Annotated in this window: 28 protein-coding genes and 1 pseudogene; 15 read left to right on the top strand and 14 right to left on the bottom strand. The window is 62.6% G+C overall.

Going from position 1 to position 26,778, the window contains the following annotated elements:
* Positions 1–5: 5 nt before the first annotated feature.
* Positions 6–614: a histidine phosphatase family protein gene (locus tag EH165_RS01500; RefSeq protein ID WP_124797724.1), complete on the bottom strand. Its 609-nt coding sequence runs from the start codon at positions 612–614 to the stop codon at positions 6–8.
* On the bottom strand, positions 614–1,609 hold the full coding sequence (gene pheA, locus EH165_RS01495) for a prephenate dehydratase (RefSeq protein WP_239020646.1): 996 nt from the start codon (positions 1,607–1,609) through the stop codon (positions 614–616). The genes EH165_RS01500 and pheA overlap by 1 nt, the downstream gene beginning before the upstream one ends.
* Positions 1,610–1,721: 112 nt before the next feature.
* Here pheA and EH165_RS16715 point away from each other — a divergent pair.
* Positions 1,722–2,524: pseudogene (locus EH165_RS16715) on the top strand (CPBP family intramembrane glutamic endopeptidase).
* A 43-nt stretch (positions 2,525–2,567) separates the two neighbouring features.
* On the opposite strand, the gene EH165_RS01485 reads toward EH165_RS16715, so the two are convergent.
* From EH165_RS01485 to EH165_RS01470, 4 genes are all read right to left on the bottom strand, one after another.
* Positions 2,568–3,527 carry a DUF5926 family protein gene (locus EH165_RS01485; protein ID WP_124797722.1) on the bottom strand — a complete coding sequence of 320 codons (960 nt, stop codon included), beginning with the start codon at positions 3,525–3,527 and terminating at the stop codon, positions 2,568–2,570.
* Between the two features lie 62 nt (positions 3,528–3,589).
* Complete coding sequence (locus EH165_RS01480; RefSeq protein WP_124797721.1) at positions 3,590–4,393, bottom strand: DUF4328 domain-containing protein; 804 nt, start codon at positions 4,391–4,393, stop codon at positions 3,590–3,592.
* Between the two features lie 244 nt (positions 4,394–4,637).
* Complete coding sequence (locus EH165_RS01475; protein WP_124797720.1) at positions 4,638–4,970, bottom strand: rhodanese-like domain-containing protein; 333 nt, start codon at positions 4,968–4,970, stop codon at positions 4,638–4,640.
* Positions 4,971–5,014: 44 nt separating this feature from the next.
* Positions 5,015–5,767: a hypothetical protein gene (locus tag EH165_RS01470; protein WP_206426045.1), complete on the bottom strand. Its 753-nt coding sequence runs from the start codon at positions 5,765–5,767 to the stop codon at positions 5,015–5,017.
* Between the two features lie 308 nt (positions 5,768–6,075).
* Here EH165_RS01470 and EH165_RS01465 point away from each other — a divergent pair, with 308 nt between their 5' ends.
* From EH165_RS01465 to EH165_RS01455, 3 genes are read left to right on the top strand one after another with little or no spacing between them, the layout of a single operon-like run.
* A complete protein-coding gene (locus EH165_RS01465) occupies positions 6,076–7,395 on the top strand; it encodes an SAM-dependent methyltransferase (RefSeq protein ID WP_124797719.1) in 1,320 nt (439 codons plus the stop codon).
* Between the two features lie 17 nt (positions 7,396–7,412).
* Positions 7,413–8,393, top strand: coding sequence for an aldo/keto reductase (locus EH165_RS01460; RefSeq protein WP_124797718.1), 981 nt, complete (start codon positions 7,413–7,415; stop codon positions 8,391–8,393).
* Positions 8,390–9,616 carry an MFS transporter gene (locus EH165_RS01455; protein ID WP_124797717.1) on the top strand — a complete coding sequence of 409 codons (1,227 nt, stop codon included), beginning with the start codon at positions 8,390–8,392 and terminating at the stop codon, positions 9,614–9,616. Before EH165_RS01460 ends, EH165_RS01455 begins: the two co-directional genes overlap by 4 nt.
* An 11-nt stretch (positions 9,617–9,627) precedes the next feature.
* On the opposite strand, the gene pruA is transcribed toward EH165_RS01455, so the two are convergent.
* Positions 9,628–11,253, bottom strand: a complete 1,626-nt coding sequence (gene pruA, locus EH165_RS01450; RefSeq protein WP_124797716.1) for an L-glutamate gamma-semialdehyde dehydrogenase — start codon at positions 11,251–11,253, stop codon at positions 9,628–9,630.
* A 52-nt stretch (positions 11,254–11,305) separates the two neighbouring features.
* Positions 11,306–12,232, bottom strand: coding sequence for a proline dehydrogenase family protein (locus EH165_RS01445; protein ID WP_124800225.1), 927 nt, complete (start codon positions 12,230–12,232; stop codon positions 11,306–11,308).
* A 216-nt stretch (positions 12,233–12,448) separates the two neighbouring features.
* Here EH165_RS01445 and EH165_RS01440 point away from each other — a divergent pair, with 216 nt between their 5' ends.
* Positions 12,449–12,754: a hypothetical protein gene (locus tag EH165_RS01440; RefSeq protein WP_124797715.1), complete on the top strand. Its 306-nt coding sequence runs from the start codon at positions 12,449–12,451 to the stop codon at positions 12,752–12,754.
* 1 nt (position 12,755) lies between these two features.
* On the opposite strand, the gene EH165_RS01435 is transcribed toward EH165_RS01440, so the two are convergent.
* Both EH165_RS01435 and EH165_RS01430 read right to left on the bottom strand, forming a co-directional pair.
* Complete coding sequence (locus EH165_RS01435) at positions 12,756–13,745, bottom strand: TM0106 family RecB-like putative nuclease (RefSeq protein ID WP_239020761.1); 990 nt, start codon at positions 13,743–13,745, stop codon at positions 12,756–12,758.
* Between the two features lie 35 nt (positions 13,746–13,780).
* Positions 13,781–14,410, bottom strand: a complete 630-nt coding sequence (locus EH165_RS01430; protein WP_124797713.1) for a hypothetical protein — start codon at positions 14,408–14,410, stop codon at positions 13,781–13,783.
* A 140-nt stretch (positions 14,411–14,550) separates the two neighbouring features.
* Between EH165_RS01430 and EH165_RS01425 the strand changes: the two genes are divergently transcribed.
* The 4 genes from EH165_RS01425 (at position 14,551) to EH165_RS01410 (ending at position 17,128) form a co-directional block, all read left to right on the top strand.
* Positions 14,551–15,063, top strand: coding sequence for a DUF6474 family protein (locus tag EH165_RS01425; protein WP_124797712.1), 513 nt, complete (start codon positions 14,551–14,553; stop codon positions 15,061–15,063).
* Between the two features lie 102 nt (positions 15,064–15,165).
* Entirely contained in the window at positions 15,166–15,687 is a 522-nt protein-coding gene (locus EH165_RS01420) for a hypothetical protein (RefSeq protein WP_124797711.1), read from the top strand.
* Between the two features lie 162 nt (positions 15,688–15,849).
* Complete coding sequence (locus EH165_RS01415) at positions 15,850–16,713, top strand: YcnI family copper-binding membrane protein (RefSeq protein ID WP_124797710.1); 864 nt, start codon at positions 15,850–15,852, stop codon at positions 16,711–16,713.
* Positions 16,637–17,128 (top strand): copper resistance CopC family protein, encoded by a 492-nt coding sequence (locus EH165_RS01410; protein ID WP_239020643.1) that lies wholly within the window; start codon positions 16,637–16,639, stop codon positions 17,126–17,128. The genes EH165_RS01415 and EH165_RS01410 overlap by 77 nt, the downstream gene beginning before the upstream one ends.
* Positions 17,129–17,227: 99 nt before the next feature.
* On the opposite strand, the gene EH165_RS01405 is transcribed toward EH165_RS01410, so the two are convergent.
* From EH165_RS01405 to EH165_RS01395, 3 genes are all read right to left on the bottom strand, one after another.
* Entirely contained in the window at positions 17,228–18,124 is an 897-nt protein-coding gene (locus tag EH165_RS01405) for an oxidoreductase (protein WP_124797709.1), read from the bottom strand.
* 1 nt (position 18,125) lies between these two features.
* Positions 18,126–19,172: an AI-2E family transporter gene (locus EH165_RS01400; protein WP_164479065.1), complete on the bottom strand. Its 1,047-nt coding sequence runs from the start codon at positions 19,170–19,172 to the stop codon at positions 18,126–18,128.
* Between the two features lie 185 nt (positions 19,173–19,357).
* On the bottom strand, positions 19,358–19,657 hold the full coding sequence (locus tag EH165_RS01395; RefSeq protein ID WP_124797707.1) for a GNAT family N-acetyltransferase: 300 nt from the start codon (positions 19,655–19,657) through the stop codon (positions 19,358–19,360).
* Positions 19,658–19,895: 238 nt separating this feature from the next.
* On the opposite strand from EH165_RS01395, the gene EH165_RS01390 reads away from it, so the two are divergent.
* The 6 genes from EH165_RS01390 to EH165_RS01365 all read left to right on the top strand — a co-directional run bounded on the left by EH165_RS01390 (position 19,896) and on the right by EH165_RS01365 (position 25,638).
* On the top strand, positions 19,896–20,840 hold the full coding sequence (locus EH165_RS01390) for an ABC transporter substrate-binding protein (protein WP_124800223.1): 945 nt from the start codon (positions 19,896–19,898) through the stop codon (positions 20,838–20,840).
* 4 nt (positions 20,841–20,844) lie between these two features.
* The gene (locus tag EH165_RS01385) at positions 20,845–21,708 is read left to right on the top strand and encodes an amino acid ABC transporter permease (protein ID WP_124797706.1); all 864 of its coding nucleotides are present in this window, start codon (positions 20,845–20,847) and stop codon (positions 21,706–21,708) included.
* Positions 21,705–22,448, top strand: coding sequence for an ATP-binding cassette domain-containing protein (locus EH165_RS01380; RefSeq protein ID WP_124797705.1), 744 nt, complete (start codon positions 21,705–21,707; stop codon positions 22,446–22,448). Before EH165_RS01385 ends, EH165_RS01380 begins: the two co-directional genes overlap by 4 nt.
* Before the next feature lie 292 nt (positions 22,449–22,740).
* On the top strand, positions 22,741–22,944 hold the full coding sequence (locus EH165_RS01375) for a cold-shock protein (protein ID WP_124797704.1): 204 nt from the start codon (positions 22,741–22,743) through the stop codon (positions 22,942–22,944).
* Positions 22,945–23,081: 137 nt separating this feature from the next.
* Positions 23,082–24,749 (top strand): FAD-binding dehydrogenase, encoded by a 1,668-nt coding sequence (locus tag EH165_RS01370; protein ID WP_124797703.1) that lies wholly within the window; start codon positions 23,082–23,084, stop codon positions 24,747–24,749.
* 106 nt (positions 24,750–24,855) lie between these two features.
* Positions 24,856–25,638, top strand: a complete 783-nt coding sequence (locus tag EH165_RS01365; protein ID WP_124797702.1) for an LLM class F420-dependent oxidoreductase — start codon at positions 24,856–24,858, stop codon at positions 25,636–25,638.
* A gap of 22 nt (positions 25,639–25,660) precedes the next feature.
* Here the strand turns inward: EH165_RS01365 and EH165_RS01360 are convergent, their stop codons facing one another.
* A complete protein-coding gene (locus EH165_RS01360; RefSeq protein WP_124797701.1) occupies positions 25,661–26,689 on the bottom strand; it encodes a trans-sulfuration enzyme family protein in 1,029 nt (342 codons plus the stop codon).
* Positions 26,690–26,778 lie beyond the last annotated feature (89 nt).

The raw sequence follows: 26,778 nt of genomic DNA, 5'->3' as shown, positions 1-26,778 counted from the left end.
GATTTTTAGTGGTGTTCTGGAGCTAAATCCCAGGAGGCGCAGTGCCATCCCTGTTGGGGATTACCTTCGAGGATGACGACCGCGGTGTTGACCAGATAGTTCGCCAGCGCGAAATCGGTGTCGATATTATTCGCTCGCGCTGCCGCCCAAATGCGCAGCGCACCACCGTGACTCACGATCACGGCTGTCTGCACCCCAGTGGCAGCGACCTCAGCAATCTCCGCATCGAATCGGCGCACGATGTCGGCCGCAGATTCACCACCCGCCATCGACAGTTCGGTATCACCCAAGATCCAGCGCTTGACGGTTTCGATAAAGATGCTCAAGGCTTCCGGGTCGGACCGCTTCTCCAAGGCACCCACCGAAAACTCCCGGAAACCGGACCGAATCAGCACCTCAGTGGCGCGGTCAGCAGCCAGCGGGGCGGCCGTTAGCTGGGCACGCGTGTGCGTGGAGGCGTAAATGACGTCAAAGTCGACCCCGCGGAATCGATCCACCAGCGCAGCGGCCTGTTCCATCCCCCGCTCCGTGAGCCCCGGACCGGGTACCGCGGTATCGAGCTCGCCCGCGACGTTGGCAGGCGTTTCCCCGTGTCGAATCAGAATAAGCTTCATCAGGATGTCTCCCCTGCTGTGATGCTAGCGACGAAAGCTGTTGCAGCAGCGAAGGCTTCGGTGCTGGCATAGGGCGGAACCGGGCCCGCCGCACCCACCGCCCGTTGATAAGAACCTAAATAGCGCAGGCCCGCGGACCTTCGGTGCAACGCCGAGATCGCTTCTGCCATCGCGGGTTCGCTGACGTGGCCGTCGGCGTCGAGCAAAAAGTAGTATTCGCCCATTTTCACCCGCGAGGGCCGAGACTCCAGGCGCGTCAGGTTGATTCCACGATTGGCCAACTCGGCCAGCACCGCGAGAAGCGTCCCCGGTTGGTTATCGACAAACACCACGAGGGAGGTGCGATCGTTGCCGGTGGCCGGCGGTGGCGGGCTGGGCCGGCGCAACAAAACGAAGCGCGTCACGGCGCCGCGCACCTCGCCGATATCGGTGGCAACAGACTCCAGGCCGTATTTCCGACCGGCCAAGGGGGCGGCCGCGGCAGCATCCAATCCGCCCGCAAGGACAGCCTCGGCAGCGGCCGCGGTGGAGGAATACACCACGCTCTCGGCATCGGGAAGCGTGGCGGTGACAAAGCCGCGGACCTGAGCGTGACCATGGGGGTGGGACCCCACAGAGCGGATATCGGCAATCGCGGTGCCGGGGCGGACCAAGAGGTCGAAGGTGATCTGCACGTACGTTTCGGCCACGATCACTAGCGGATCGCCGTGCGTCAATTCGTCAAGCGTCAGCGGAACCGAACCCTCAACAGAGTTCTCCAGCGGCACGCAGGCTGCGTCGACAGTCCCCGATCGCACCGCCGCTATCGCTTTCGCAATCCCCGCCGCCGGAAGGAGCTCCGTGGGTGGCAGGAGACCCCCTGTGGAAATGTCCTCCTGCAGTAGTCGCTGCCCTGCCACAGACTGCTCCGCTGCTGAAAGCTGCTCTCGCAATGTCAGAACCGCCTGCTGAGTGAAGGTCCCCTCCGGTCCGAGATATGCCCAGCGCTGCGTCACACTGATCAGACTATCTTGGCCTGCGCCGCACCCAGTCCCTGATGCCTTCACATCACATTCCACCCCTGTAGGCACACTCGCGAAACACGATCTCATTAGGGTGGAGTTTGCTATGAAAAACCTTGCTGCACGCAGCTCCGTAGATACTGACTTCCTGCCGAGGCCGGACACCACCCGATCCATTAAATGGGAACTGGTGGTGGTCTTCGCGATTACCCTGGGGGCCAGTGGCGTACGAGCCCTGATCACCCTCATCGATGCCGCCACCAAACCCACCCCGCTTGCTGGGCAAAAGGTCGCGATTGTCACCTCCCAGTCGTCACAATCCGTGGTCGATCTCGCGTTGCAGCTGGTCAGCATTTCTGTCGGGATCGCGTGGGGTCTGCTCGGACTGTTTTTGCTCTGGCGATCCGGTATGGACATCGCCACGCGGCTCGGGATGGATCGAAAACGCCCGTGGCGCGACTTGTGGGGGCCGTGGGGCTTGCCTCAGCGGTCGGTATTCCCGGGATTGCCTTCTACATCCTCGCCTACCGACTCGGGTTCAACCTTGAAGTCCAGCCCGCCACCCTGGACAGCAACTGGTGGGCGGTCCCGGTACTCGTGCTGGCCGCTTTCAAGAACGGCTTCCTGGAAGAGGTGCTGGTGGTCGGGTTCCTGCTGACCCGACTGCGTCAGCTCCGCGTCAACCCTTGGGTCGCACTGGGTATGTCTGCGCTGCTTCGTGGGTCCTACCACCTGTATCAGGGTCCGGGACAAGCTGTCGGAAATATGCTGATGGGCCTCGTCTTTGGCTACGCATGGTTGCGCTGGCGACGGATCTGGCCGCTCATCATCGCGCATACGTTGATGGACGTGGTGAGCTTTGTGGGCTACAGCGCCTTCACCGACTGGTTTACGTCATTGCTGGGATAGTTCGCCCCGGCTCCACCTGCGGCAAGTCAGCGCAAAACCGGCCCTAACGAAGGGTGAACTGGCGCCCGAAAATTCCATCGCGCGCCCGTCTCTGGGCAGCGGTCAACGGCTCGGTAGCGGCCAGCGCCTCATCCAACCTGGCACCGAATGCCAGCGTGGGGGCCTCCCATTCGCTGGGATGCGCGTCGTGATCGAGGTCCCATACAGGGACGAGGCGGCCATGCGCGCGGAAAGATCCGACATAGCGGCTACCTTCGCCGAGATCGAGTTCGCCCGCTGCCGAAAGGCGTGCCAGCGCAGCCATCAGATCCGCTTCCTCTTCCGGACGGACCCAGCGCAGGTGTGCCTTTTCGCCAGCATCGACCCAGTACGCGCCGGCCAAACCGGCGATCCGTTCGGTGGGCATGATCGCGGTGTTGGCCCGCTCTAGTGACGTCGCAACTTCGCTGCCGGCTTCGGCTTCGGTTTCAAGCCACCAGCCAAAATCCTGGTGCACGGTGATCTCTAGTGGCTCATCCAGCACAAGGTCCCCGAACCGCTTACCGACGGTGGCGCGTCCCACTACCGACAACACGGACGACGGGGGCGCGGCGAGTGCCCACTCGAGCGCGGCCGCGAGATCGCGCGAGAGGTCGCCGGTGTGAGTCTGGACCTGCATCCCCAGGAGGATCGAGCCATCGGAGCGAGTAAGTGCCGCGGCGGCCGCGGGAAGCACGGTTCCCAACGTTATTTTCGGGGTGTTCACGTCGGCGCCGATCAATGTCAGCGGAGCAGACGCCGACGGCACGAACTCGCGCAGCGCGATCAATTCTGTTTCGGCAGCTAAGCCCTCAAACGGCCGCGCCACGATGAGGTTGGCCGCGTCTGCGGATCCGTGGCAGGCCTTGAACCGGCGACCCGAACCACAAGGGCAGGGACTGCGCGGGCTGACCGCTTCCGGGTTAGCCGCAGATACGTCGGTGGAAACAGGGGCAGCGGAGCGCTTGGATGTCTTGGAGGCCACGGGGATAACGGTAGTCGACGCGGCACGCTGAACTTGCCGCGTCGATGCCGCGCGCCAGCGGATTACTTTTTTCGCACTGCGTCAGCGAGTACCGCGCCACCTTCAGCTCCAGCATGCGGCGGCAGCAGCACCCATCCCTGCAAACCCCTCTCGCGTTTCGGGGTGATCACCCGTAAGAATCCGGTGAGTAATACCGCTGTTGCTACTGCCACCGCGGAGGCAGAAACATTCAGTGCAATGTGCAATTCGACGGTGTCAGCGATCCCCTGCTCGCTGGTGCCAAAATACCCGCGAAGCAGGACTGCGATGGCCAGCAGCCCATTGATCAGCCAGAGCGACCACCACACCACAAGTTTTCTGCTTGCCCGCAGCGGCAAGTGTGAGATGAGTTGTCCTGCAACCTCTCTGCGCGGGTCAACGAGCCCACGATGGGTCGACGCTGACACCCGCAGCAGTGCGTCGGCTTCTCCGAGCACTTCCCCCGCACCGTAAAGGTTCCAGCCAGGGACGAGCAACCAGCCCACACGCTGCCCGGCGGTGCGGGATGGGGTGAGGCCAGCGCGCGCCGCGGCAAATTCAATGGTGCGCCCCAGCGCTGGCAACAGCGCGAGAACGGTGGCAAGGGCAAGGATCAGCGCCGCCCACCCGGCGATTACCACCAGCGCGTCGCTGGCCGTCACGTCGCCCGCGAGCAACACCTCGGTCCTGCCCCGGGTCATCAGAGCGAACCGCCAGGTCTGAGCGCCAGCGGCCACGACACACAACACACCGGTGGCGATGGCCAAAAACACGGAGAGGCGCAGGGCCGCAACGGGGGCGTCGACGGGGCGTGCGGCGCCGGCGGCTGGTAGCTGTTTCCACGTCACTGCGGGAAATCCCCACCTCGGTATCGAGCCTCGGTAGGACGGCGGCCCGGCGTAAGGCGCCCGCGCGCGCGGGGACTCGGTTGCTAGTTGCGGAACTACGGGAGAGCTCGCTATCCAGTGCTGCCGGGCAGGAGTAGAAACCGGCCCCCGGCAGTAAACACACCACACCGCTGGCGGGTTGAACGCGGGTTGAAAACGACCACAGCGCACGCAGTGCGCGGCAGCTGGCGGGCTGGTCAACGGTCTACAACACCTCTGGCGCCGCTGGGCCCTGCGCCACCATGGCGCCACCCGACAGCGCCCAGGCAGACATCCCGCCAGCAACGTTGACGGCGTTCCACCCGTGGGTGTTGAGGTAACTGGTCACTCGCGCCGAGCGGCCACCGGATCGACAAATGACGTATATCGGATCACCCTCGGGGAGGTCGTCCAGGCGCTCCGCCAACGCTGACATGGGGACGTGGACTGCCGACGGAGCGTGCCCAGCGGCCCACTCGTCGGCCTCACGAACATCGAGCAGGACTGCGTCAGAGGGCAGTTCGCTTACCGGGATTTCGGGTATCGCAGGATTGGTCACCCGCACATCATCCCACCGGCGGCTGTCGGTAGCCCGCCCGAGTGCTAGACGTCTGCATGAAGTCTGCGTCGAGCATCATCGCCACTGCCGCGAGTGAGACCACCCTCTGCCTTGGCGGTGGCGGGAACTTCATCTTGGACGGGGACTTCGACGAGAGCCTGAAGATCGGTGATGGCGCCCGATAACATCTCCAGCATCAGCTCTTCGGGGTTTCGTACACACGCATCTCGCACACCGGGGACAGCACTACGAACGACGTTCAAAGCCACTTGCTGCCGAAATTGCGAATCCTCCCGCCGGCCACCGTGCATTCCGGCGTCAACCTGGGCAACGAACGAAGCAGCCCACTTGGCTGACGAAGGCGCCATGGCAAGAGCTTCTTCCGATTGCGGGCTGAGGTACCCGCGCGGGCGCCCATCAAGTCGGGACAGCTCCTGCTCTGCCGCATACACGGCAACCGCCATCACGTGGGCGCGCTCCACGGACACCACGGGGAGTGCGATGCGGGCGCAGCGCAGCGCAATCAAGGCATCCGGACGCGACCCGGCGGGGTTGAGCCCGACGACGGCTGGAATCAGCGGGGTCAAGCACTTACGCGCCTCATCCCCGGTGCAGTCATTCACATTTCGCGCCAGCGCAGACAACACCGGGTGCGTACATGACGGGTGGTCGCTCCATTTCTCTCCGGCCAGGAAAGAAGCGAACTCCATGAAACACGCGCCCTGCTTCGGGCTGCGATGCTTTCCGCGGGAAAGTACGGGAAGCAAATCCGGGGTGCGTCCGGCTGATCTGAACATGGCTGCCTCGTTTGCGGGTCGAATCGAGAGGGTGCTCTTCAAGTGTGCGCTCAACTGCGCCGTTGCGCCATGATGCCTGCGCCATGATGCCTGCGCCATGATGCCTGTGGGCAGTTGGATCAGAGCGGGCCGGGAGCGAATTGCACTTCTCTCATGGTCCAGTCATGATCTGGGCTGCTCGTTGGTGCGCAGGGCGTGCTTCACGTCCTGGCCAGTGGCAAGAGGGCACATGTACCAAACTGTGCGGGCCGGCGCACCGAATCTCAGCAGTACACAGATCATGCCTTGTCGGTACCAGGAGGAATTTCATGGGACTTCTCTCACCCACCCGCGACCGCGACATCCCGCAACCGTCTTCGGGTGTCTGGCCGGGGTTGGCGCAGGTCCCTCGCGGCCCGGCCCACGCGCGCATTGCCGCCGCCGTGATCAAGGGCGCGATCGCGAAGCTGCCGATCAGCATGGTCTTCCCAGATGGCACAGTGTGGGGCACCGGTGGTCCGGAACTGAACATCGTCCGCCCCGATGCATTTTTCGCGCGCCTCGGCCGCGACGGTCTGATCGGTTTCGGCGAGGCGTGGATGACGGGCGATATGACCACCCGCGGCTGGATTCCCGGTGGCACACCGCTGAGCGGAACCGAAATTAACGAAGCCACCGACGTTCTGGCCGCCGCGCTCACCGTGATGGCGGGCCGGATGAGCTCGTTGGTGCCTAAGCCTTTGCAAAAACTCCGAAATGGTTGGCAAATGGTGCAGCCCCCTTCGGAGGAGAACACCGTCCACGGCTCCGTGGAAAACATCCACCGCCACTACGACCTGTCGAACGAATTGTTCTCGACATTCCTTGACGACTCGATGATGTACTCCTCCGCTTGGTATGACGCTGCGGACGCTCGCGGCGGTGAGCACAGCGTGACTTTGGAGGCAGCGCAGGAACGCAAGATCGACGGCATCCTGGACCTAGCCAATGTCCAGCCAGGGATGCACATTTTAGAGATCGGCAGCGGCTGGGGTGGCCTCGCCATCCGCGCAGTGCAGCAACGCGGGGTGCGAGTGACCACGTTGACATTGTCGGTGGAGCAGAAGGCGTTGGCTGAAAAGCGGATCGCGAAAGCAGGTCTCACCGATAAAATCAGTGTTCTGCTGGAGGACTACCGCGACCACCGTGGCACCTACGACGCAGTGGTCAGCGTCGAAATGATCGAGGCCGTGGGCGAGAAGTATTGGTCGGACTATTTTCAGTGCATCGATCGGCTGCTGGTCCCCGGCGGCAAGGTGGGTCTACAAGCGATCACGATCGAACACGAGAGACTGCTGGCTACCCGCAACAGCTACACGTGGGTGCATAAATATGTTTTCCCCGGAGGGGTGTTACCAAGTCTCAAGGCCATTGATTCCGCGCTGGATACCACCACACTTCGGGTAACCGAGTCACGCAGGCTTGGACTTTCCTACGCAAAGACCCTGCAGGAGTGGCGTCATCGTTTCAACGACAAGCTCGATGAGATAACGGCTCTCGGATTCGATGAGACGTTCGTCCGGATGTGGAATTTCTACCTCGCCTACACCGAGGCCGGTTTCGCGGCCAAGTACATCGACGATTGGCAGCTGGGCCTATCCAGGGACTGACTTAGAGTGAGCAGGTGATGAATACCCGCACCGCTCCCTCTCTGCGCCGCCTGGGTAACTCCGGGCTGGCGGTTTCCGCCACCGGCTTGGGCTGTAATAACTTGGGCCGCAAGGGAACTGTGACTGCAACATTGCCGGGGTGCGCGCTGCTGATTTCGGCAGCGGTGGACGCTGGGATCACGTTGTTCGATACGGCCGACATTTACGGTGCGCAGCCCGGTTTGAGTGAGGAACTGCTCGGCAAAGCTTTGGGTAAGCGCCGCGGAGACGTTGTCGTGGCAACCAAATTCGGGATGGATGCGCAAGGGTTGAACGGGCCCGACTTCGGCGCGCGGGGATCTCGACGCTACATCCGCACAGCAGTCGAAGGCTCCCTATCACGGCTCGGCACCGACTGGATCGACCTCTACCAGCAGCACGAACCCGACCCCGCGACCCCAATCGCGGAAACGATCTCGGCGCTGACCGAATTGGTCCGCGAAGGCAAGATCCGCTACTTCGGCCATTCCAACTTCAGCGGGTGGCAACTCGCCGACGCTGACTGGACGGCGCGCTCGGGCGGGTACGAGGGGTTTATCTCGGCGCAGAACGACTATTCCCTCCTCAACCGTCGGATCGAAGTCGATTTACTACCGGCTGCCAGGGCTTTCGGAGTGGGAGTGTTGCCGTTTTACCCCTTGGCAAACGGACTCCTGACGGGCAAATACACCCGAGACCATCGTCCAGCGGACAGCCGGATCACCGATCTAAAACCGCACCTGTTCGACACTGCACCGTTCGATCAGCTCGAAGCCCTTGCGTCGTTGGCGCGGGAGCGCGACATCACCATGGTAGAGCTAGTTTTCGGTTGGCTTCTTGCGCAGCCGAGCGTGTCATCGGTAATCGCCGGAGCCACCACCCCCGCCCAGATCCAGGCGAACGCAGCAGCGGCAGATGCGTGGGTTCCCACCACCGCCGACCTCGTCGCCATCGATCACATCTTCCCCCCGGCCGCATGAGCTCGCCGACCACCGCGCAGGATCGCGCGTACCTGGGATCACCCTTTGCAGTCGCGACGTCGTTTGCCGTCAACGGGCTCTTCTTTGCTTCCGTACTTTCGAGAATGCCGTCCATTCGCGCCTATATTGGAGCGAGTTTGGCTCAGCTCTCGCTCGCGCTGGTATGCGTGGGTATTGGATCCATCCTGGCGATGCCATTCACCGGGCGCTTGACCGAACGTTTCGGGTCAGCCCTCGTCTGCCGCGTTTCCGGCACCCTTGCGCTCGGCGCGTGGACAGCGGTGGCCTGGATGCCGTCGGTGTTCGCGCTCGGGCTGTGTCTACTATTCGCCGGTCTAGGTCTCGGCGTCTGGGACGTGGCGATGAACGTCCAGGGCGTGACGGTGGAGCAGCGTCGCACAAGGGTGTTAATGCCTATGCTGCACGCACTCTTCTCCTTCGGAGCAGTAACCGGAGCTCTGATGGGTGCCGCCTGCGCCGCTGCGGACATCTCGACGCAAGTGCAATTCCCCGTCGTTGGCGCCCTCATGGTTACCGCGTTGTTTGTCTGTACTAAATATTTCGTCTCCGATGCGGTTCCGGTCGAAGACCGTGTCACAGATGTCGGCAGTAACGCTGATAGTTCCAGTGTTTCTGCGCGGCCCGGTGAGTCGCGGCCTGGTGCGTCTCGGCGAGAAATAGTGCTCGGCATCATCGTGCTTGCAACAGCGATGGGTGAGGGCGCTGCCAACGACTGGCTCGGACTCGTATTAGTTGACACTCGCGGCGTAGCCGAAGCTTTCGGCGCTCTCACCCTGGCAGGTTTCAACCTCACGATGGGCATCGGCCGCGTTATCGGCGGCAAGATGATCGCGCGGATGGGCCGTGTTCCGATTCTGCGGGTGAGCGGTGGTGTGGCGAGCTTCGGAATCCTGCTGTTGTGCTTGGTCAACTCGCCGGTAACGGCCTTGATCGGCGCTGGTTGCTGGGGCTTGGGCTTAGCAGTGGTCTTCCCCAGCGGCGTCTCCGCCGCCGGGGAGATCCCTGGGCGCGGCCCACGGGCCATCGCGTTGGTATCAACGATCGGCTACACGGGCTTTCTGCTCGGCGCACCCCTGATCGGGCAGCTCACCCGCGTCTGGCCGCTGGACAGGGCCTTGTTAGTAGTGGCGGTCGCCGTGCTGCTGGTGGTCTTCCTGGCGCCCGCCGCCCGGGAGGACAAATCCTTGCCCTCCCGGCCCTGACCACGCCCCACTCAGTCCTGGTGCGGATACCCGGAGGTCTTGGCGGGGACGAACGTTTCTTTGATGGAGCGGGGCGACGTCCACCGCATCAGGTTGAGCGCAGAACCGGCCTTGTCGTTGGTACCCGAAGCCCGGGCCCCACCGAATGGCTGTTGACCAACGACCGCACCGGTTGGTTTGTCGTTGATGTAGAAGTTGCCGGCAGCGAAGCGCAAATCGTTGGCGACCCTGGCAGCAACCGTGCGGTCGCCGGAGATGATCGAGCCAGTGAGGGCATATTTCGAGCCCTTATCCACGAGATCAATGACGGAATCGAACTTTTCATCATCGTAAACATGGACGGCAAGAATCGGACCGAAGTATTCGGTGCTGAAGATTTCGTCAGTCGGGTCGTCGGATACCAAGACCGTCGGGCGGACGAAGTACCCTTCTGAATCGTCGTAGGTGCCGCCGGCGAGAACCTCAATACCGGCGGTGGCGTGGGCCCTATCGATGGCAGCTTTTTGCTTGGCAAAGGCACGCTCATCAATCACCGCGGACGTGAAGTTTGCGAAGTTCTCCGGATCGCCCACAGCGAGACCATCTGTCTCGGAGGCCAAGTCGTCCCTGAGGGTGGACCACAACGACTTTGGCACGAATGCCCGAGAGGCGGCGGAGCACTTTTGCCCGGAGTACTCGAACGAGCCACGCACCATGGCCGTCCGCAGCACGTCGACGTTGGCGCTTGCATGCGCCAGGATAAAATCTTTACCGCCGGTTTCGCCGACCAGACGGGGATACGTGTTGTAGGAAGCAATGTTCGCGCCAACCTGGCCCCATAGGTACTGGAAGGTCTTCGTGGAACCGGTGAAGTGAATACCTGCCAACGCCGGGTCAGCCAACACCACCTCGGACACTGCGATCCCATCACCGGGCAGCATGTTGATGACGCCGTCGGGCAGTCCTGCCTCGCTGAGCAAATCCAGGGTGAGGGACGCGGCCAGCTGCTGCGTCGGTGACGGCTTCCACACAACAACATTGCCCATCAGGGCTGCTGCGGTAGGAAGGTTCGCGGCAATCGCGGTGAAGTTGAAGGGGGTGATGGCGTACACAAAGCCCTCAAGCGGGCGGTAGTCGGTTCTGTTCCAGATACCCTTTGAGTGTGCAATGGGCTGATCGGACAGCACCTGCTTGGCGAAATGCACGTTGAAGCGCCAGAAGTCGGCTAATTCGCAGGCCGCATCGATTTCCGCCTGATAGGAAGTTTTACCTTGGCCGAGCATGGTGGCGGCATTGATGCGCGCCCGCCACGGGCCCGTCAAAAGATCAGCGGCCCGCAAAATGATGGCTGCGCGATCGTCGAAGTCGAGTGCGCGCCACTCGTGGGCGACCGCCGTTGCCGCCGTGATCGCATCGCGCGCATCTGCCTGCGTGGAGTGAGCGCTGTGTCCAAGGATTCGCGAGTGGCGCTGCGGGGAAACGACATCGAAGCTGGCTCCGCCGCCCTGCCGACGGACCCCGCCAATCACTGCCGGTAGTTCCAGTGGACCGGAAAAGGACTGCAGCGCTTGCAGTAGTTCGCCGCGCTCCACGCTGCCCGGCGCATAGTTCAGCACCGTCTCGTTAATCGGGGCAGGTGGGCAGGTGTAACCGTCCATTATCGATCTCCTTGGATTTTCTGAGTTTTTCAGCCTGAAATGTCTGGTGGGACTAGCTCTTGGTGAGCATCGAGCGCACGAAGAAAAGCAGGTTGGCCGGTCGCTCAGCAAGTCGGCGCGTGAAGTAGCCGTACCAGTCGCTTCCGTAGGGGAGGTAAATCCGCACTGTATTACCTTCGGCTGCGAGGCGTTCCTGCTCTGTGGTGCGAATGCCGAAAAGCATTTGGAACTCATAGCTGTCGGGCGTTCGATTGGATTCACGGGCGAGCTGGCCGGCGATAGCGATGAGTCGCGGATCGTGTGAGCCGACCATCGGATGCCCATCCCCCGCCATCAGAATTTTGAGCGCGCGCACATAGGCGAGGTCGACATTTTCGGCGCCTTGGTAGGCAACCTGTTCCGGTTCGTTGTAGGCACCTTTGACAAGTCGAACCCGAGAACCTCTACCTGTCAGCTTTTCCAGATCGTCCGCTGTGCGATGCAACATTGCTTGAATTGCGACTCCGACATCCGGGAAGTCTTGCCGAATAGCAAACAGCGTCTGCAGGGTGGAGTCGACGGTGGTGTGATCTTCCATGTCGAATGTGACGCGGGCGCCCCTGCTGTAAGCGCTCGTGACGATTTGCCTTGCATGTTCCAAAGCGATGATGTCGCCCCCGGGCAGCGACTGTCCGACTGCCGAGAGTTTGACCGAAACTTCTGCTCCAGCAATAAGTGTGGCTGCTTGAAGTTGATCCAGCAGTTCGACATACGCCGCGACGGTTGCTTTCGCATCCGCTAGCGTGCTGACGCCTTCGCCCAAAAAGTCGAGGCTGACCTGCATGCCCTTGGCGCGGACATCAGCGACGGTCTTCACCGCCTTGACCGTATCGTCGCCGGGGATGAACCGCGCCACTACCGCCCTGGTCACTGGCGCCTTAGTGAGAATGTCGCGGACCTTGGTATTGGCCGACAGCGCGAGGATGGGCTTTCGCAGCAGATACAAGGTCGCTCCCAGTTGACGGCCCATCGACAGGGCTTATCGTTCGATTGTACGATTAGAAGAATACCAGCAGGAAGTTGTTGTGTGAAGGGGCCACCGAATTCTAGTGATGTGGGGCAGCCCTCGCGGCCGGAAACCGGCAGGGAAGAATGGGGCTCGGCTGTTCCTGCTCACGCGCGGGCCGCCTCGAACCGACAACAGAAGGAAGTCACCATGGCACTGCCGATCGAAGTGATCACCACCATCGGACTGGTCGGCGGCTACGCCGTGGCAACTACGACCAAAAAGCGTGAATTGGGCGGGGCCGTGCTCGCGGGCGCGGGCGCGATCGCGGGTAAGCGCTGGAAGGATGCACTGGGTGGCCCCGCGTCGTTCGCCTTGGGCCTGATTTATACCGGGTCCTTCGGAGCCAGCCACCCATTAGCAAAGAAGATCGGCGCCTGGCCAGCCGTCCTGAGCGCGGCAGGCATGACCGCGGCCGCATCGCTCGTGGCCGGGCGGGTGCTCGCGAAAAAGTAGGTCACCGCATGAGCTGCGCGATGGTCGGAGTCTGTTCACCCGCTGCGCCGCTCATCCAGTTGCGTAAGGCGTGCGTGGCGAGGACATCGTCCTCGTTGTACTGCAGAAGGCGGTCCTTCAGTGCTGGATCGGGAGGATGCCCGTCGGCTCCGACTGCGGACCGGTACCAGGCCATCGAGTTCTCGCCGCTTGCTTCCGGGTCGCGCCAGTGAAACCCGGCTATCGGCGCCAAAGCTTTCAATCTGCGTGAACCCGGAACTAAGAACTCCGCGCCGATGACGGCATACAAATCCACCCAGTCCGCAGTCGCGATGAATTCGGCGATGCTGGCGCTACCTGGCATCCCCGATACATCCGGGTACCGCACCGGTGTCGACTTGAGCCACCGCTCCTCCGCCGCACGGGAATAGCAATATGCCGCGAAGGTCAATCCGTTGCTGGCTGCCAACTCCCGCAGGGCGGTCAGGTGCTGCCAAAATTGCGCGAAGGCCCTGCCCTCATCCGGCGTCGGCACCATCTCCCAGGTGGCAAAAGCTAGATATCCTTGCGAGAAGCCCTCGCGCGCAATGGCTTCCATGCCCGCCACGCTTCCAGACAGCAGAGTCCCCCAGAGGTAGGCGCCATCCTCGACGTACGATTCCATGTCCACGTCAAGTTCGATATCAGCTCTGCGCACCACCACGTCGTCACGTCGTCGGACAAGACTGACCGAGTGCTGCCACGCCCTTGCCCGAATCACAGCCTCATCCCGACGCAGGGCCGTCAGCGGGAGGCTCTGAACGTAGGCGGGATCTGAGTCCGCGAGATCATCAATGGTGAACAGGCCGCCCGCTCGCAACACTACGGCGTCGATACCCGGTGCGACGAGCGAGATATCCTTGCTAGCAACCATTTCGGCTGTGCAGACGGTATCCCATGGACAGCGCCTGCACTCTGCGATCCTGCTCGGGTACGCCAACGCCGGCTGCCCCGTCGCCGCTGCAGTTGCCACGAGCAATCTGTCGGCAAATCGCTCGTCGTATTCGGTCAAGGCGGTGGCACCCAGGCCATCCAGCCGGTGCCAGGAAATGGTCTCGGAATCCCCGGTCGGCCCCCGCGCCCGATGACTCCGCCCATCGCACGCGTCGAGCCGAGACCCAGTTCGGCAAGCAAGCGGGCAAAATGCGCGAGCACCATCACATCTCGCGGCTGCGGCCGCAACTTTCGGTTGCTAGATATCTCAATACCCAGCGGGTCCCGCAGCGTGGAAACGCTAGCGCCGGCGCCCACGTCAAGGGTGCGATGCCCACGAATAATTACCGGCAGGTACCCATCACCGTTCCACAGCAAAACGTCGATGACGCCATAGCGGTGCTGGGAGCGAAGCGTGATGCCCCGAAGGAGCGCTGGCCGTTCGAGCGACTGCGGCGTCCACTGGGGCTCTTCGCCACAGTCTGCGCTGTCCCGCGGGGGAAGTTGCTCCTGGAATCGGCTCAGCACCTCCTCGCGGTGGCGCGCCAGATCGGACATCCTGAGCTGAAAGGTGCTGTCGGGCAACGTCTTGGCCGACCGATCTGCTGCGGGATCACCGTCCAGGTGCACCCGCCTGCGACAACGGCTGGCTACGCTCGGGCCCAACCGCACCGTCTGCGCATCGTCGCTCACATTCTGGGTCATCACGACCCATCGTAGGCCGCCGGGTTGCGGACTACGGGTTGCATGCTGCGGGCTGCGGGCGCACGGCGCTGGGGAACAGGCACGAGCGGTCCTACTAGGCTGGCGCTATTGACAATCTGAGGCCGAGGGGTGCGTTGAAAATGGCTCGAACGAAGAAGCGAAAAAACAACACGGCCGCACACCCCACGCCATCGGTGGCTACCACCAGTCGGCTTGCCGGTATCACTGCCAACCTGACAGACCCTAAGAAAACAAAGCGATACCTGTCGATCGGAAAAATTGTCGTTCCGCTCATCGCTCCCCTGGCCATCGAAGGTATTGCGCGGGCTCGAGGAGTATTGGATCAACGCAGGGCCGCTGAGCTCGGCGTCCCTGTCGAACGCGTGGGTGCCTACCGAGGACCCACAGGCCGCACGTTGGCTCGGATTGATGCGGTAAGTGCCGCCGTCGAAGAACTTCGCAGCTCCCGCACCGGCGATGCCGCCGTGAAAACCTTTTCCCAGACATGCCATGACCAACTTCATAATCTCGCCATCGCCACCCACGCTGCGGCCCCTATGCCCGCATCCCGCCGGCGTGCGACGCTGGACGCAATCGGGCGCGAGCTCGACCAGCTGCAATCTCAATTGATGCATCACCTGGTAGCTCACTAAAGTTGTCCCACACATCCTGACCAGTGATCCCCACCTCACACCGTCGCCTCGCAGCCTCTCACCGAGAAAGAGAGCAGTTGCCCGGCCGGTAGCCTGACGGGTATGTCCCGCCCCACCAGTTCGCGTTGGCGCATCGTGCGCTGCTCCGTCCTGGCAGCGCTGGCGGCTCAGATTGCGGTCATCGGGCACCTCTTCGGCGGTGGTTCGATGCCCGACCTCGCTGCTCTGGGGGCCGTCAGTGTTATCACCACTGCAGTTTTGACAACCTTTGCGCGGCAGCCTCGCAGTTTTATGCCTCTGTTCGTGGTGATGTCCGGAGCCCAGGTGCTCTTCCACCTCGTCTTCACCGTCTCCAGCCACCACGATCATGCACTCCATGCTTGGCCCATGATCGCATTTCATCTAGTAGCGGCCATCGGTTCGGCCGCTCTGCTGGCGCGCGGCGAGACACTCCTTTTTGGCCTCTTCGCCGCGGTACTTCGACGTCTTCCCCGGCTGGTAACGGCCGCTCAGATCGATATCGCCCCCTCGTGGGTCGTCGTCGTCAGCGCGCGGATCGCCTCCACGCAGCAGTGGAATCTTCGACGCGCAAGGCCACTCCGCGGGCCCCCAGCCGCGGTCTAGGACGCGACTGCGACTCGCCGACTTCTCCCGAGTTTGCAGTCGCGTTTTCATTCTTCATCCGGGCGCAGCCCTCGGGCGCCGCATCCGGGCGCCGCCCTCGGTGGCTGCGCGCACCCGCCATTTCCGTAGCCGTCAGGCGCCCCCGCGCGCCGAAGGAGCCTCATGTCCGTTTTCACCCGAACTACCACCGTTGTAGCCGCCACCGCGGCTGCCCTGATACTTGGCTCCGGCGTCGCGCTCGCGCACGTCAGCGTCAACCCGTCCACCGTGGCCGCTGGCGGCTACACCGTGCTGACCTTTCGCGTTCCGAACGAGAGTCCCACCGCCAGCACCGTTTCTGTCGAAATCGACCTTCCGGCTGATACCCCGTTCGCCTCCGTCCGGGCCAAGCAAACTCCAGGGTGGAGCGTGGAGCTGATGAAGGAGAAACTGCCGGCCGTCGTCAGCCAGGGCACCACCAACATCGACGAAGCGATCCTCAAAGTCGTCTTTACCGCAGACAAGGGCGCCAGCATCAGCCCCAACCAATTCGCCGATTTCGACCTGTCGGTGGGCCCGGTGCCCACCGTGCCGACCATCACCTTTGCGGCCGTCCAGACCTACAGCGACGGCAAAGTAGTGACCTGGAACGAGGCGACGCCGGCCAGCGGCGATGAGCCTGATCATCCAGCACCGGTTCTGACGATTTCCGGTGAAGAAACCGGTGATCACCATGGCGCTGCGGCGCCCGGCAGCGTGTCCGTAACCGCCGCGGACACTCCCCCGATGATGGCTGCTGGCGAAAACGATTCGACCGCAAGAACTCTCGGTATTGTCGGCGTCATCCTCGGCGCCTTGGGCCTTGGCGGCGCCGTTCTGGCCCTGCGCGGCCGAAAGCCGGCGGGAAGAGTTGATCGTGGCCCGCAGAGAGATAAAATCGGTGGCTGCTCTGAGTCTTCGCGGCGCGGCAGTGGCGGTGATTGCCAGCGTCCTCGCGCTACTCGGCGCTGGCACTGCCCTCGCCCACAACGCTTTGACCGGCACTAACCCCGCGGACGGAGCCCAAGTGAGCGTGGGCCCGTCGGAAATTGTGCTGACATTCGACCAAACGGTTCAGAACTACGAGCCTCTGGTAACCGTCACGGGCCCCGATGGGGGTCGGTGGCAGGGCAGCCCCATCGCTGTCCTCAATAACACCGTCACCGTGCCGCTGAGCCCTCTCGGCCCAGCTGGGGATTACACCGTCGCATTTCGCATCATTTCTGCCGATGGCCATCCGGTGGAGGGAACCTCAACCTTCACCCTGAGCGCCGCCGGGACGGGTGTTGCCAATCCAGACACTCCCGTCGCCCGAGAAGCCGACTCCGGGATCCCCTCGTGGGCCTGGATAGTCGGCGGCACCGTCGTGGTCGTGCTTCTGGCGGTGGGAGCGGTAGTTTCTGGTCGCCGCAGGGAAAATTAGCGCAGGGAAAGCTAGCGCAGGGAAAACAACCAGCAAGTTTCATCGGTGGGGTCAGCGACCCCACCGGTGGGGCCTGGCGCTGCCGACACCTGCTGCGAGTTAAAGGCCGAAATCCGTATCGGTCAGCCGAGCGGACTCCTCCCACAGCCAGGCTCCGTCGTCGGCGTCCAGCGCGAACTTGGAGAACTGCGCCACCCCCGGCGCGCCCCGAATCGTGTACTTGGGTCCGAGATAGCTGCCGCCCTCGGCGCCGGGTGCGGTGGCTGCCGCAATTTGTGACTGCGCACCTTTTGCTGGGGAAGATCCGAGCACCGCTGTCATCTTGCGGGAAAAGAACACCCATGCATTCGGCTTGTCGGTGTATTTGCGACCGAACAAATCGGTGGCTGACCATCCCGGATGCGCAGCGAGCGCGATGGTGCTCTCGCCTGCAGCGCGCAGCCGTCGGTCGAACTCGATGGCGAACATCGCATTCGCCAGTTTCGACTGCCCATACTGGCCCATGGGCGTGTACGGGCCTTCCACCCCCAGCCTGCGGTCCAGGCGACCAGCTTGCAGATGGGCCATGGACGACAGCGACACCACTCGGGCCGCGGGCGCCTTGCGAAGATTCGGCAGCAAGTGGCCGATCAGCGCGTAATGGCCGAGATGGTTGACTCCCATTTGCATCTCGAATCCGTCTACCGTCAGTGTCCGTGTGGGCACCAGCATCAGGCCCGCATTCGCCATGAGAATGTCGATGCTGCCGCTGAAGCCCGCCGCAAAGTCGCGAACACTCGCCAGGTCGGCGAGATCGAGCTTTGCTACTTCGACGCTGGCGCGCGGGTGGGCGGCGATGATGGCGCGCGCGGCCTTGTCGCCTTTTGCCGTGTCACGAACAGCAATCACCACTTCCGCTCCGGCCCCTGCCAACGCGAGCGCGCTCTGGTACCCCAGGCCGGTGTTGGCGCCGGTGATCAGTGCCCGTTTGCCAGCTTGGCTGGGTATCGAGTGCATTTCAGGCCTCCTCTTGTAATGGGAAAACGACTTCTCGGACGATCAGCTGAATCGCGGCAGCAACCGGTACGGCAAGTAGGGCCCCGGTAACGCCCAGCAACGCACTTCCGATCACAATTGCCACCACCACCGCTCCGGTGGAGATGTTCACCGCTCGTTTCATCACGCGCGGATATAACCAGTAGGCCTCAAAGAGGTGTTGGCACAGGTAGAAGGCGGCGGCGATGATCCCAATGGTCAGGCTCTGGGTAAAACCGATGAGCATCATCGAGATTCCGACGACAATCGGTCCCACCACGGGCACAAAGTCCAGCACGAAAGCGCCGAGGGCGATGGCCCAGGGGTACGGCAAGCCCACGATCGAGGCAAAAATTCCCGCTACCAACCCCGCTTGCAGGGCGATGAGGAAGGCTCCGCCGAGATAGCCGCCCATCTGCTTCAGAATCACGTCGCCGAGTTCGGACACCCTAGCCCGCTTCGATCCTGGCGCGAGGCGGTAGGCGGCCTTCTTGATGTCGTGGAAGCCCGACAGGAAGTACAGCGTCAGTATCAGCACCACCGCCAAATCGAAAACAATTCCGGCGACGGTGAACCCCGCCGTCACAATGCCGCCGGCCGCATCTGACGGATTCTGGAACAGTGACGAGTTCTTTACCTGATCAATGAGCCCGAACTTGGCATCAAGGTTCTTGATCGTCTGGTTCTGTTGGAGGTCCTCCAACAGCGTGGGGATCGACACGACGAATGTGGAGACCTCGTTGACAATTGGCGGGATGATGGCAAAAACCGCACCCGCTAAGGCTGCTAGCAATGAGAGCATCACGATGGCCACACAGACGCCTCTGCGAAGTCCCCGCCTGGCCAGAAAAGAAACCGCCGGATCAAGCCCAATGGCGAGAAGAGAAGCAATCGCTATCACGATCAACGTGTCGCGGAGGGTGTCCAGCGACAGGAAAATAACCCAGGCCAATAGGACACCCAGGCCCCCGAACAATCCAAACTTGAACGGCGAAAACTGGCCGGTTCGGCCGTTTGCGGAAGGCGACACGGCAGCGTTGTTCGAGCGTGCGTTAGCAATCTTGATCTCAGGCGGCGGAGGGTCGCCCCCGACCTCAGTATCGGGTCGCGGCCGGCGCGGCTGAAAACCCGCCCGCGCACCTAAATCGCTCAGTTTGCCCACCGCACCGGCCGCTTTACGAGGATTCGATGGGCCCCCCCGAGCGCCGCGCTCGGTCACTGCTGGCCCTGAACGACATCGTGAAATTCCGGGTGCTCCCCGAGGAAGTCGACAACATAAGGACAGACCGGGCGAACCTTCACTCCCGCTGCTCTGGCACCTTCAAGTGTCGCCGCAACCACCTTCGCCGCGAGACCCTGACCGCGCGCTGCAGGTTCGGTCCAGCTGTGGGTGATGACCCACACGCCGTCTCGCGGAACGTATTCGACGTGAGCAAGTTCGACGCCGTCTCGGCTAAGGTCGAAGCGGTGCAGTTTCAGCACGTGATCGATCCGGAACGGTGCTTCGGTACTCATGGTGTTCGCTCCTTATCCGGCCCACGGCTGGGTCCTAGAGAAGATGCTTCCATATGAGTCTGACGCTGAGTTTCGGCGTGGCATCGTGACGCCACTTCTCGGGCTAAAATTCGACTGCGGGAACCACAGAGTTGCAGGCCTGCTCATCTTTCGTACATTCACCACTGATTCGTCCTCTAAAGAAGTGCAATCTGCGGCGACGCGGGTTCGACCAGAAAGCGAGCATTCGAACGTGAAGATGTCACAACGCCGCCAGGCAGCCGCAGCCGCACTTCTCGCAGCCAGCATGCTGGCGCTGGCAGCATGCAGCTCGGACAGCAGTTCTGCCTCGGCACCTTCGTCCGCCAGCAGCGCCAGCGCCGACGCTAGCGCCAGCGCCAGCGACGCCCCCAGCGCGTCGGGGTCGGCCGCTGCCCCCGGAGCGGTCGGTGCGGGCTGCAATCCCACCGATCTGACGACCATGGCGCCCAAGTCTCTCCTGTTGGCGACCAGCGAACCTGCGTTCGAACCGTGGATGGTCGACAATGACCCGACAACCGGCAAGGGCTTCGAGTCCGCGGTGGCGTACGCCGTTGCTGAAAAGCTCGGATACACCAAGGAACAGATTTTTTGGATGCGAGTGAGCTTCGAAGCAGGCACCACACCCGGTCCCAAGCCCTTCGATTTCGACATCAACCAGTACTCGATCAGCGCACAGCGCGCCGAGGCGGTCGATTTCTCCAGTAGCTACTACGACATCACCCAGGCTGTCATCACTGTCAAGGGCAGCAGCCTCGAAAAGGCCTCGGATTTGGCGAGCCTCAAGGGTGCCAAGCTCGGCGCGATGCTCGGCACCACCAGCTTGGACGCGATCAGTGCCTCCATTGACCCGACCAACAAGCCGGCCGTCTTCGACGACAACACCGCTGGCGCGGCCGCCCTGCAGAACGGCCAGATCGATGGCCTTGTCGTCGACCTGCCTACGGCGTTCTACATGACGGGTGCGCAATTGACGGACGGGATCGTCATCGGGCAACTGCCCCCCACCTCCACCGACACGGAGCAACTGGGCCTCATCCTGCAAAAGGATTCGCCGTTAACCAAGTGCGTCACCGCGGCAGTCGACGCGCTCCGTGCCGACGGCACGCTGGCATCACTTGCGGATCAGTGGCTCGCCGGTAGCGGCGCGCCTGTCCTGAAGTAACCACGTGAGCCCAGACTCACACGCCTGGTCTCCGTCAAAAGTTGCGCTCTCGCGAGCGGCTTATCGCCGCTCGCGGGCGCGGCGGAGCCTGGTCATCGCGGCGGTAATCACCGTCGTCGTTGCGACCGTCACCGTGTGGGGGGTGTTGAACTCCACCGGTTGGCCGCGGTTTCAGAAGGCATTTCTTAACCTGTCGTACGGCAAAAAGGTGTTTCCGGACATCCTGAACGGGTTGTGGCTGAATATCCGCCTGATGCTGCTGTGTGGTGTGTGCATCGTGATTTTGGCGATGCTGGTGGCGCTCATGCGGAATCTGCGCGGTCCCGCCTTCTTTCCGCTTCGCGCGCTCGCCACCATTTACACCGACGTGTTCCGCGGTGTGCCGCTGATTTTGGTGTTGCTATTGCTGGGTTTTGGGGTTCCGAGTCTGCGCATCGACTGGCTGCCCCGTGATCCGCTGTTTTGGGGTTGTGCGTCGTTGATCTTGGTGTACGGCGCCTACGTGTCCGAGGTCTTTCGGGCCGGCATTGAGTCGGTGCATCCGTCCCAACGGGCGGCGGCACGGTCGTTGGGCCTTTCCCACGGCAAGATGATGCGGTACGTGGTCGTGCCCCAGGCTGTCCGCCGGGTGATGCCTCCGCTGCTGAACGACATGGTGGCCTTGCAGAAAGACACGGGCCTGCTGTACGTGCTTGGAGCCGTCGCCTACGACGCCATCCTGCGCGCAAAGATTGCCACCGCTCAAACATTCAACTACACGCCTTACGTCGTAGCCGGCATCCTCTTCATCCTGATCACCATCCCGCTGACGCGACTGACCGACTTCATCGCCCGCCGTCAGGGCTGGGTCAGCGGAGGCATCGTATGAGTTTGCTGAATGTGCAAGCGTTGCGAAAGACGTTTGGCGCCAACGTCATTCTCGATAATTTTGATTTGGCTGTTGATTCCCATGAGTGCGTGACGCTCATCGGTGCCTCCGGCTCAGGTAAGTCGACGCTGCTGCGGTGCATCAATCTTCTCGAGATAGTCGATGACGGTCAGATCTTCCTGGACGGGGAGGACATCACCGATCCCAGTGTCGACGCGGATACGGTCCGCGCTCGGGTCGGAATCGTTTTTCAAGCCTTTAACCTGTTTCCGCACATGTCTGTTCTGAACAACATCACCTTGGCGCCCCGGCGCGTTCACGGGGTCGGGAAAGATCAGGCCGAGCACGAGGCAATGGAAATGCTGGACCGGGTGGGTTTGCGTTCGAAGGCATCCGCTAGGCCCGACTCGTTGTCCGGTGGGCAGCAGCAACGGGTAGCAATCGCCCGCGCCTTGGTCAACAAACCGATTCTCATGTTGTTCGACGAGGTGACCTCCGCCCTCGACCCAGAGCTGGTCGGCGAAGTACTTGCGATGATGAAGGACCTCAAATCCGACGGAATGACGATGGTGATCGCTACCCACGAAATGGGCTTCGCACAACAGGTTTCCGACCGGGTGGTCTTCCTCGAAGGCGGCTGTGTGGCCGAGTCCGGTCCCCCAGAACAGGTGCTCGTCGACCCAGTGGATCCACGGACTCAGCAGTTCTTGAAACGCATCATCGATGCCGGTCGTCTCTAGCTGCGCTGGGCGCCTGTCGACGCGGGCACAGGACTCCCCACTTCGGCTAGCGGGCACCCTTATGGGTTACAACAAGGTTAAGACTGCACATCTGTGTTGACCGCCGCGACGGATACGTGCCAAACTATCCGTGGTCACCAGTTCTTGTGTACGTTTCAAACGGCCCCAAGTGCAAGCTTTGCGGTCGTGGGATCCTCTAGATCGAAGTATCCAGAGATGTCGGATTCGTAAGACAGACCCGGACTTTCGTAATTCGCGAAGGTTCGATGGATACATCGCCAGAGGAGAAATCATGGCAAACGGAACCGTCAAGTGGTTTAACGCTGAAAAGGGCTTCGGCTTCATCACCCCTGAAGATTCGGGTGCGGACGTCTTCGTTCACTACTCCGAAATTCAGTCCGGTGGATACCGCAGCTTGGAAGAAAACCAGCGCGTGACCTACACCGTCACCCAGGGCCCCAAGGGTCCCCAGGCGACCGGTGTCACCGTCATCTGATTTGAGCTAACCCTCAAATAGTTCACAAGGCGGCTACCTCTTCTTGAGGTAGCCGCCTTGTGGCGTTTATGGTCGGGCTAGCCTCAGTTCACGTTGGTCACCCACTGCCCCGGTCTTGAACTTTGGAAGGATCCCCTATGCCGACTCCCCCCGTGCGCACCGACGTCATCGTGATCGGAGCGGGCCTCGCGGGCCTTGTTGCCGCGGCCGAAGCAGCCGATGCCGGGCGCCGGGTCGTCATCCTCGACCAAGAAGTCGCCGCGAGCCTGGGGGGCCAGGCTTACTGGTCCCTCGGCGGGCTCTTCCTCGTGAACAGTCCCGAACAACGCAGGCTCGGCATCACAGACAGCGCAGAGCTTGCTCTTTCCGACTGGCTGGGTACAGCGGGGTTCGACCGCGCCGAAGACCATTGGCCCCGCGAATGGGCCAAGGCGTACGTGGAGTTTGCTTCGGGGGAGAAGCGGTCCTGGCTCAAGGAGCAGGGCGTCTCGCTCTTCCCCGTGGTGCAGTGGGCAGAGCGCGGCGGCTATCAAGGCAGCTCGCATGGCAACTCGGTACCTCGCTTTCATCTCGTTTGGGGAACGGGTCCCGGTATTATCCTGCCGTTCCTCAAGAGGGTGATGAAGCATGTGCGCACCGGGCGCATCGAGCTCCGCTTCCGGCATCGGGTCACCGAACTGCTCACGGCTGACGGCGGTGTGGTGGGAGCCCGGGGCGAGATCCTGGCGCCGGATAACGCCACCCGCGGCCGGGCGAGCAACCGCGACGTGGTCAGTGAATTTTCGCTTGTGTCCGGAGCTGTCGTTGTGAGTTCGGGGGGCATCGGCGGCAACCACGACCTGGTGCGGGCCAACTGGCCCGCTGGTTTCGGTTCGCCGCCTGAGCATCTGATCACGGGTGTACCCGCTTCCACCGACGGCCTCATGCTCGGCGTCGCCGAGCGTGCGGGCGGGCGGCAGATCAACAGCGACCGGATGTGGCACTACCCCGAGGGAGTCATTGACCACACCCCTGTCTGGCCCAACCATGGCATCCGCATCTTGTCCGGACCATCGGCGATGTGGCTCGATGCGCGGGGCCACCGCCTGCCCGCGCCCCTGTGGCCGGGTTTCGATTCCCTCGGCACCGTCCGGCACATCACCAGGACTGGGTTCAGCCACTCCTGGTTCCTGCTGAATCAGGCAACGATCGGCCCCGAGTTCAGCCTCTCCGGCTCAGAGCAAAACCTCGACCTCACCGGCCGATCGCTGAGATTGCTGCTGAAGAACCGACTCGGCGATACTCCGATCCAGTCTGTCCAGGCTTTCCAGGAAAAGGGGGTCGACTTCTTGACCGACCCCGATCTTCGCGGCCTGGTCGCGAAGATGAATGCGCTGGTGGGAGAGGACCTTATCGACCCGGAGCTCGTGGCCGAACAACTCCGCATCCGCGACCTGCAGGTTGCCACCGGGTTGGGCAAAGATCCGCAACTCGTGGCGGTCGAAGGAGCGCGCCGGTATTTTGGCGACCGCAAGATGAGAACGGCCGCGCCCCATGCATTCGCAGATCCAGCCGCGGGCCCGTTGGTAGCGGTAAGGCTGCACGTGTTGACCCGCAAATCGCTGGGCGGCCTCGAGACCGACCTGTCCGCACGAGCTCTCGGCGTGGACGGCCAGCCGGTTCCGGGGTTGTACGCGGCTGGCGAGGCCGCCGGCTTCGGCGGCGGCGGGGTCCACGGGTATCGCGCACTTGAAGGAACCTTCCTCGGTGGATGCCTATTCAGTGGCCGCATCGCCGGCCGAGCAGCGGCTGCCGCCACTGCCTAACGGCTGCGCCCCGCGCTCCGGTGGGGAGGGCATCCCAGTCAGCGGGACTACTCTAACGATGCGCCCCCCTCCACCACCGCAGAGAAACGAAAGAGGCCAGCATCAGATGAGCCGTAAAATTCGCATTGGAGCCCAGCTGCAGCCACAGCATGCCGACTATTCGCATATCCGCGACGCCGTGATGCGTGCCGAAGAACTCGGCGTCGACATTGTGTTCAACTGGGACCATTTTTTTCCGCTCTACGGCGAGCCCGAGGGTAAACACTTTGAATGCTGGACCATGCTCGGCGCGTGGGCGGAGCAAACAGAAAAGGTCGAGCTGGGGGCACTTGTCAGCGGCGGGGGGTACCGGAACCCGGATCTCCTCGCAGATATGGCCCGGACCGTGGACCATATGTCCGGCGGCCGGTTGATTCTGGGCGTCGGGTCGGGCTGGTTCGAAAAGGACTATGACGAATACGGCTACGAATTTGGTACCGCAGGGTCTCGCCTCGACTACTTCGGCGGCGAATACCTGCCGCGAATCAAGGCGCGCCTCGCGGCCTTGAATCCCGCTCCTCTCCGGGAGATCCCGATGCTGATCGGCGGCGGGGGCGAAAAGAAGACCCTCAAGTTCGTCGCCGAGTTCGGCACCATCTGGCACACGTTCGGCGACATCGAAGTGCTCCAGCGCAAGGCCGGCATCCTTGCCGAACACTGCGCAAGGATTGGCCGCGACGTGGCTGAGATTGAGCGCTCCAGCGAACTGAGTCGCTCTGACGAGCAGGGTGCTAACGCGATGGCAGACGACGGCATCACGCTGTTCACCGTCGGCATGGGCGGGCCCGACTACGACTTTGACGCCTTACAGAAGTGGCTCACCTGGCGCGACGCCCGTAACGCGGGCTAAAAGTGGAGGCTGCGGCAGGCACCTAGTCGGTGAGGGCCTGCCGCAAGTCTTCCCAGAGATCCTCGACGTCTTCGATCCCGACAGAGAACCGCAGCAAGCAGTCCGGGGTGCCGTTTGCTGCGTCCACCGCGTATCTGGCGCGGCGCTCGATCAACGACTCCACGCCGCCCAGACTGGTGGCGTGGGTGATCAGCTTTACCCTGCCGCAGAGCGCGTCCGCAGCCTCTTGGTCGCGCACCAGAAAGGAGATCATGGCGCCGTAACCGTCGTGCAGGCGCGTCACGCGCTCGTGGCCAGGATCGTCCGGCAGGCCGGCGTACAGCACTTTCGTCACTGCAGGGTGCGCGTCCAGTCGCTTGGCGAGCTCATCAGCATTCGCCTGCGCGCGATCCATCCTGATGGCCAGCGTCCGCATACCGCGGAGCGTCATGAACGTCTCCAGCGTCCCTGGCACCCCGCCCGCCAGGTCCCGACGAGCCTTCATAGCTGTCCAGACCTCCGCCGTCCGGCAAATCAGCGCGCCCATCAGCACATCGGAATGCCCCGCAAGGTACTTGGTCGCGGAGTGCACGACGAGGTCGGCGCCATAGTCAATGGGCCGCACCACCATCGGCGAGTTCCAGGTCGAGTCGACCGCAGCTAACGCGCCGACAGCGTGTGCCGCTTCGATGAGAACCGGGAGGTCAGCAATGCCCATCATCGGATTCGTTGGGCTCTCGATCCACAAAAGTGCGGGCGCGGGATCTTCGCTGAGAGCGTCGAGGACACTCGCCGAGTCGCTTATTTCACGGCGCCGCACAGTAATCCGGCCCAGTCGCTCCTGCTCATCAAGCAGCATTGACGTTCCTGCGTAACACATCTCGGGTGCGACGACGACACTTCCCACCGGCACGCCCTCAATGACGGCCGCGATTGCTGCCATCCCCGACGCAAAACCCAGAGCAGTCCCGCCCTCGAGCGCTCCCAACGCGGCTTCGAAGGCGCGAGTGGTGTCGCTCCCCCCCTGCCGCAGATAATTGGCGTCGGTGCCCGCGTGGAACGTCGAGGACATCGTGATGCCGACATTCAGGGGGCGCCGGGCACCACCTCGGGCCGCCCAGCAGAGACAACCAGCGAGGAAAGACGCGCGGTGGACGAATT

Origin of the sequence: Nakamurella antarctica, assembly GCF_003860405.1 — a bacterium.
Classification (GTDB): Bacteria; Actinomycetota; Actinomycetes; order Mycobacteriales; family Nakamurellaceae; genus Nakamurella; species Nakamurella antarctica.
Note: the sequence above shows the minus strand (reverse complement) of the source record. Positions and strands in the feature narration are given on the sequence as shown.

Bases quoted from the DNA above. Each gene is read 5' to 3' on its own strand.
- EH165_RS01500 (WP_124797724.1), bottom strand. From the start codon at position 614: ATGAAGCTTATTCTGATTCGACACGGGGAAACGCCTGCCAACGTCGCG.
- EH165_RS01470 (WP_206426045.1), bottom strand. From the start codon at position 5,767: ATGTTCAGATCAGCCGGACGCACCCCGGATTTGCTTCCCGTACTTTCC.
- EH165_RS01465 (WP_124797719.1), top strand. From the start codon at position 6,076: ATGGGACTTCTCTCACCCACCCGCGACCGCGACATCCCGCAACCGTCT.
- EH165_RS01460 (WP_124797718.1), top strand. From the start codon at position 7,413: ATGAATACCCGCACCGCTCCCTCTCTGCGCCGCCTGGGTAACTCCGGG.
- EH165_RS01455 (WP_124797717.1), top strand. From the start codon at position 8,390: ATGAGCTCGCCGACCACCGCGCAGGATCGCGCGTACCTGGGATCACCC.
- pruA (WP_124797716.1), bottom strand. From the start codon at position 11,253: ATGGACGGTTACACCTGCCCACCTGCCCCGATTAACGAGACGGTGCTG.
- EH165_RS01440 (WP_124797715.1), top strand. From the start codon at position 12,449: ATGGCACTGCCGATCGAAGTGATCACCACCATCGGACTGGTCGGCGGC.
- EH165_RS01430 (WP_124797713.1), bottom strand. From the start codon at position 14,410: ATGACCCAGAATGTGAGCGACGATGCGCAGACGGTGCGGTTGGGCCCG.
- EH165_RS01425 (WP_124797712.1), top strand. From the start codon at position 14,551: ATGGCTCGAACGAAGAAGCGAAAAAACAACACGGCCGCACACCCCACG.
- EH165_RS01420 (WP_124797711.1), top strand. From the start codon at position 15,166: ATGTCCCGCCCCACCAGTTCGCGTTGGCGCATCGTGCGCTGCTCCGTC.
- EH165_RS01415 (WP_124797710.1), top strand. From the start codon at position 15,850: ATGTCCGTTTTCACCCGAACTACCACCGTTGTAGCCGCCACCGCGGCT.
- EH165_RS01405 (WP_124797709.1), bottom strand. From the start codon at position 18,124: ATGCACTCGATACCCAGCCAAGCTGGCAAACGGGCACTGATCACCGGC.
- EH165_RS01395 (WP_124797707.1), bottom strand. From the start codon at position 19,657: ATGAGTACCGAAGCACCGTTCCGGATCGATCACGTGCTGAAACTGCAC.
- EH165_RS01390 (WP_124800223.1), top strand. From the start codon at position 19,896: ATGTCACAACGCCGCCAGGCAGCCGCAGCCGCACTTCTCGCAGCCAGC.
- EH165_RS01380 (WP_124797705.1), top strand. From the start codon at position 21,705: ATGAGTTTGCTGAATGTGCAAGCGTTGCGAAAGACGTTTGGCGCCAAC.
- EH165_RS01375 (WP_124797704.1), top strand. From the start codon at position 22,741: ATGGCAAACGGAACCGTCAAGTGGTTTAACGCTGAAAAGGGCTTCGGC.
- EH165_RS01370 (WP_124797703.1), top strand. From the start codon at position 23,082: ATGCCGACTCCCCCCGTGCGCACCGACGTCATCGTGATCGGAGCGGGC.
- EH165_RS01365 (WP_124797702.1), top strand. From the start codon at position 24,856: ATGAGCCGTAAAATTCGCATTGGAGCCCAGCTGCAGCCACAGCATGCC.
- EH165_RS01360 (WP_124797701.1), bottom strand. From the start codon at position 26,689: ATGTCCTCGACGTTCCACGCGGGCACCGACGCCAATTATCTGCGGCAG.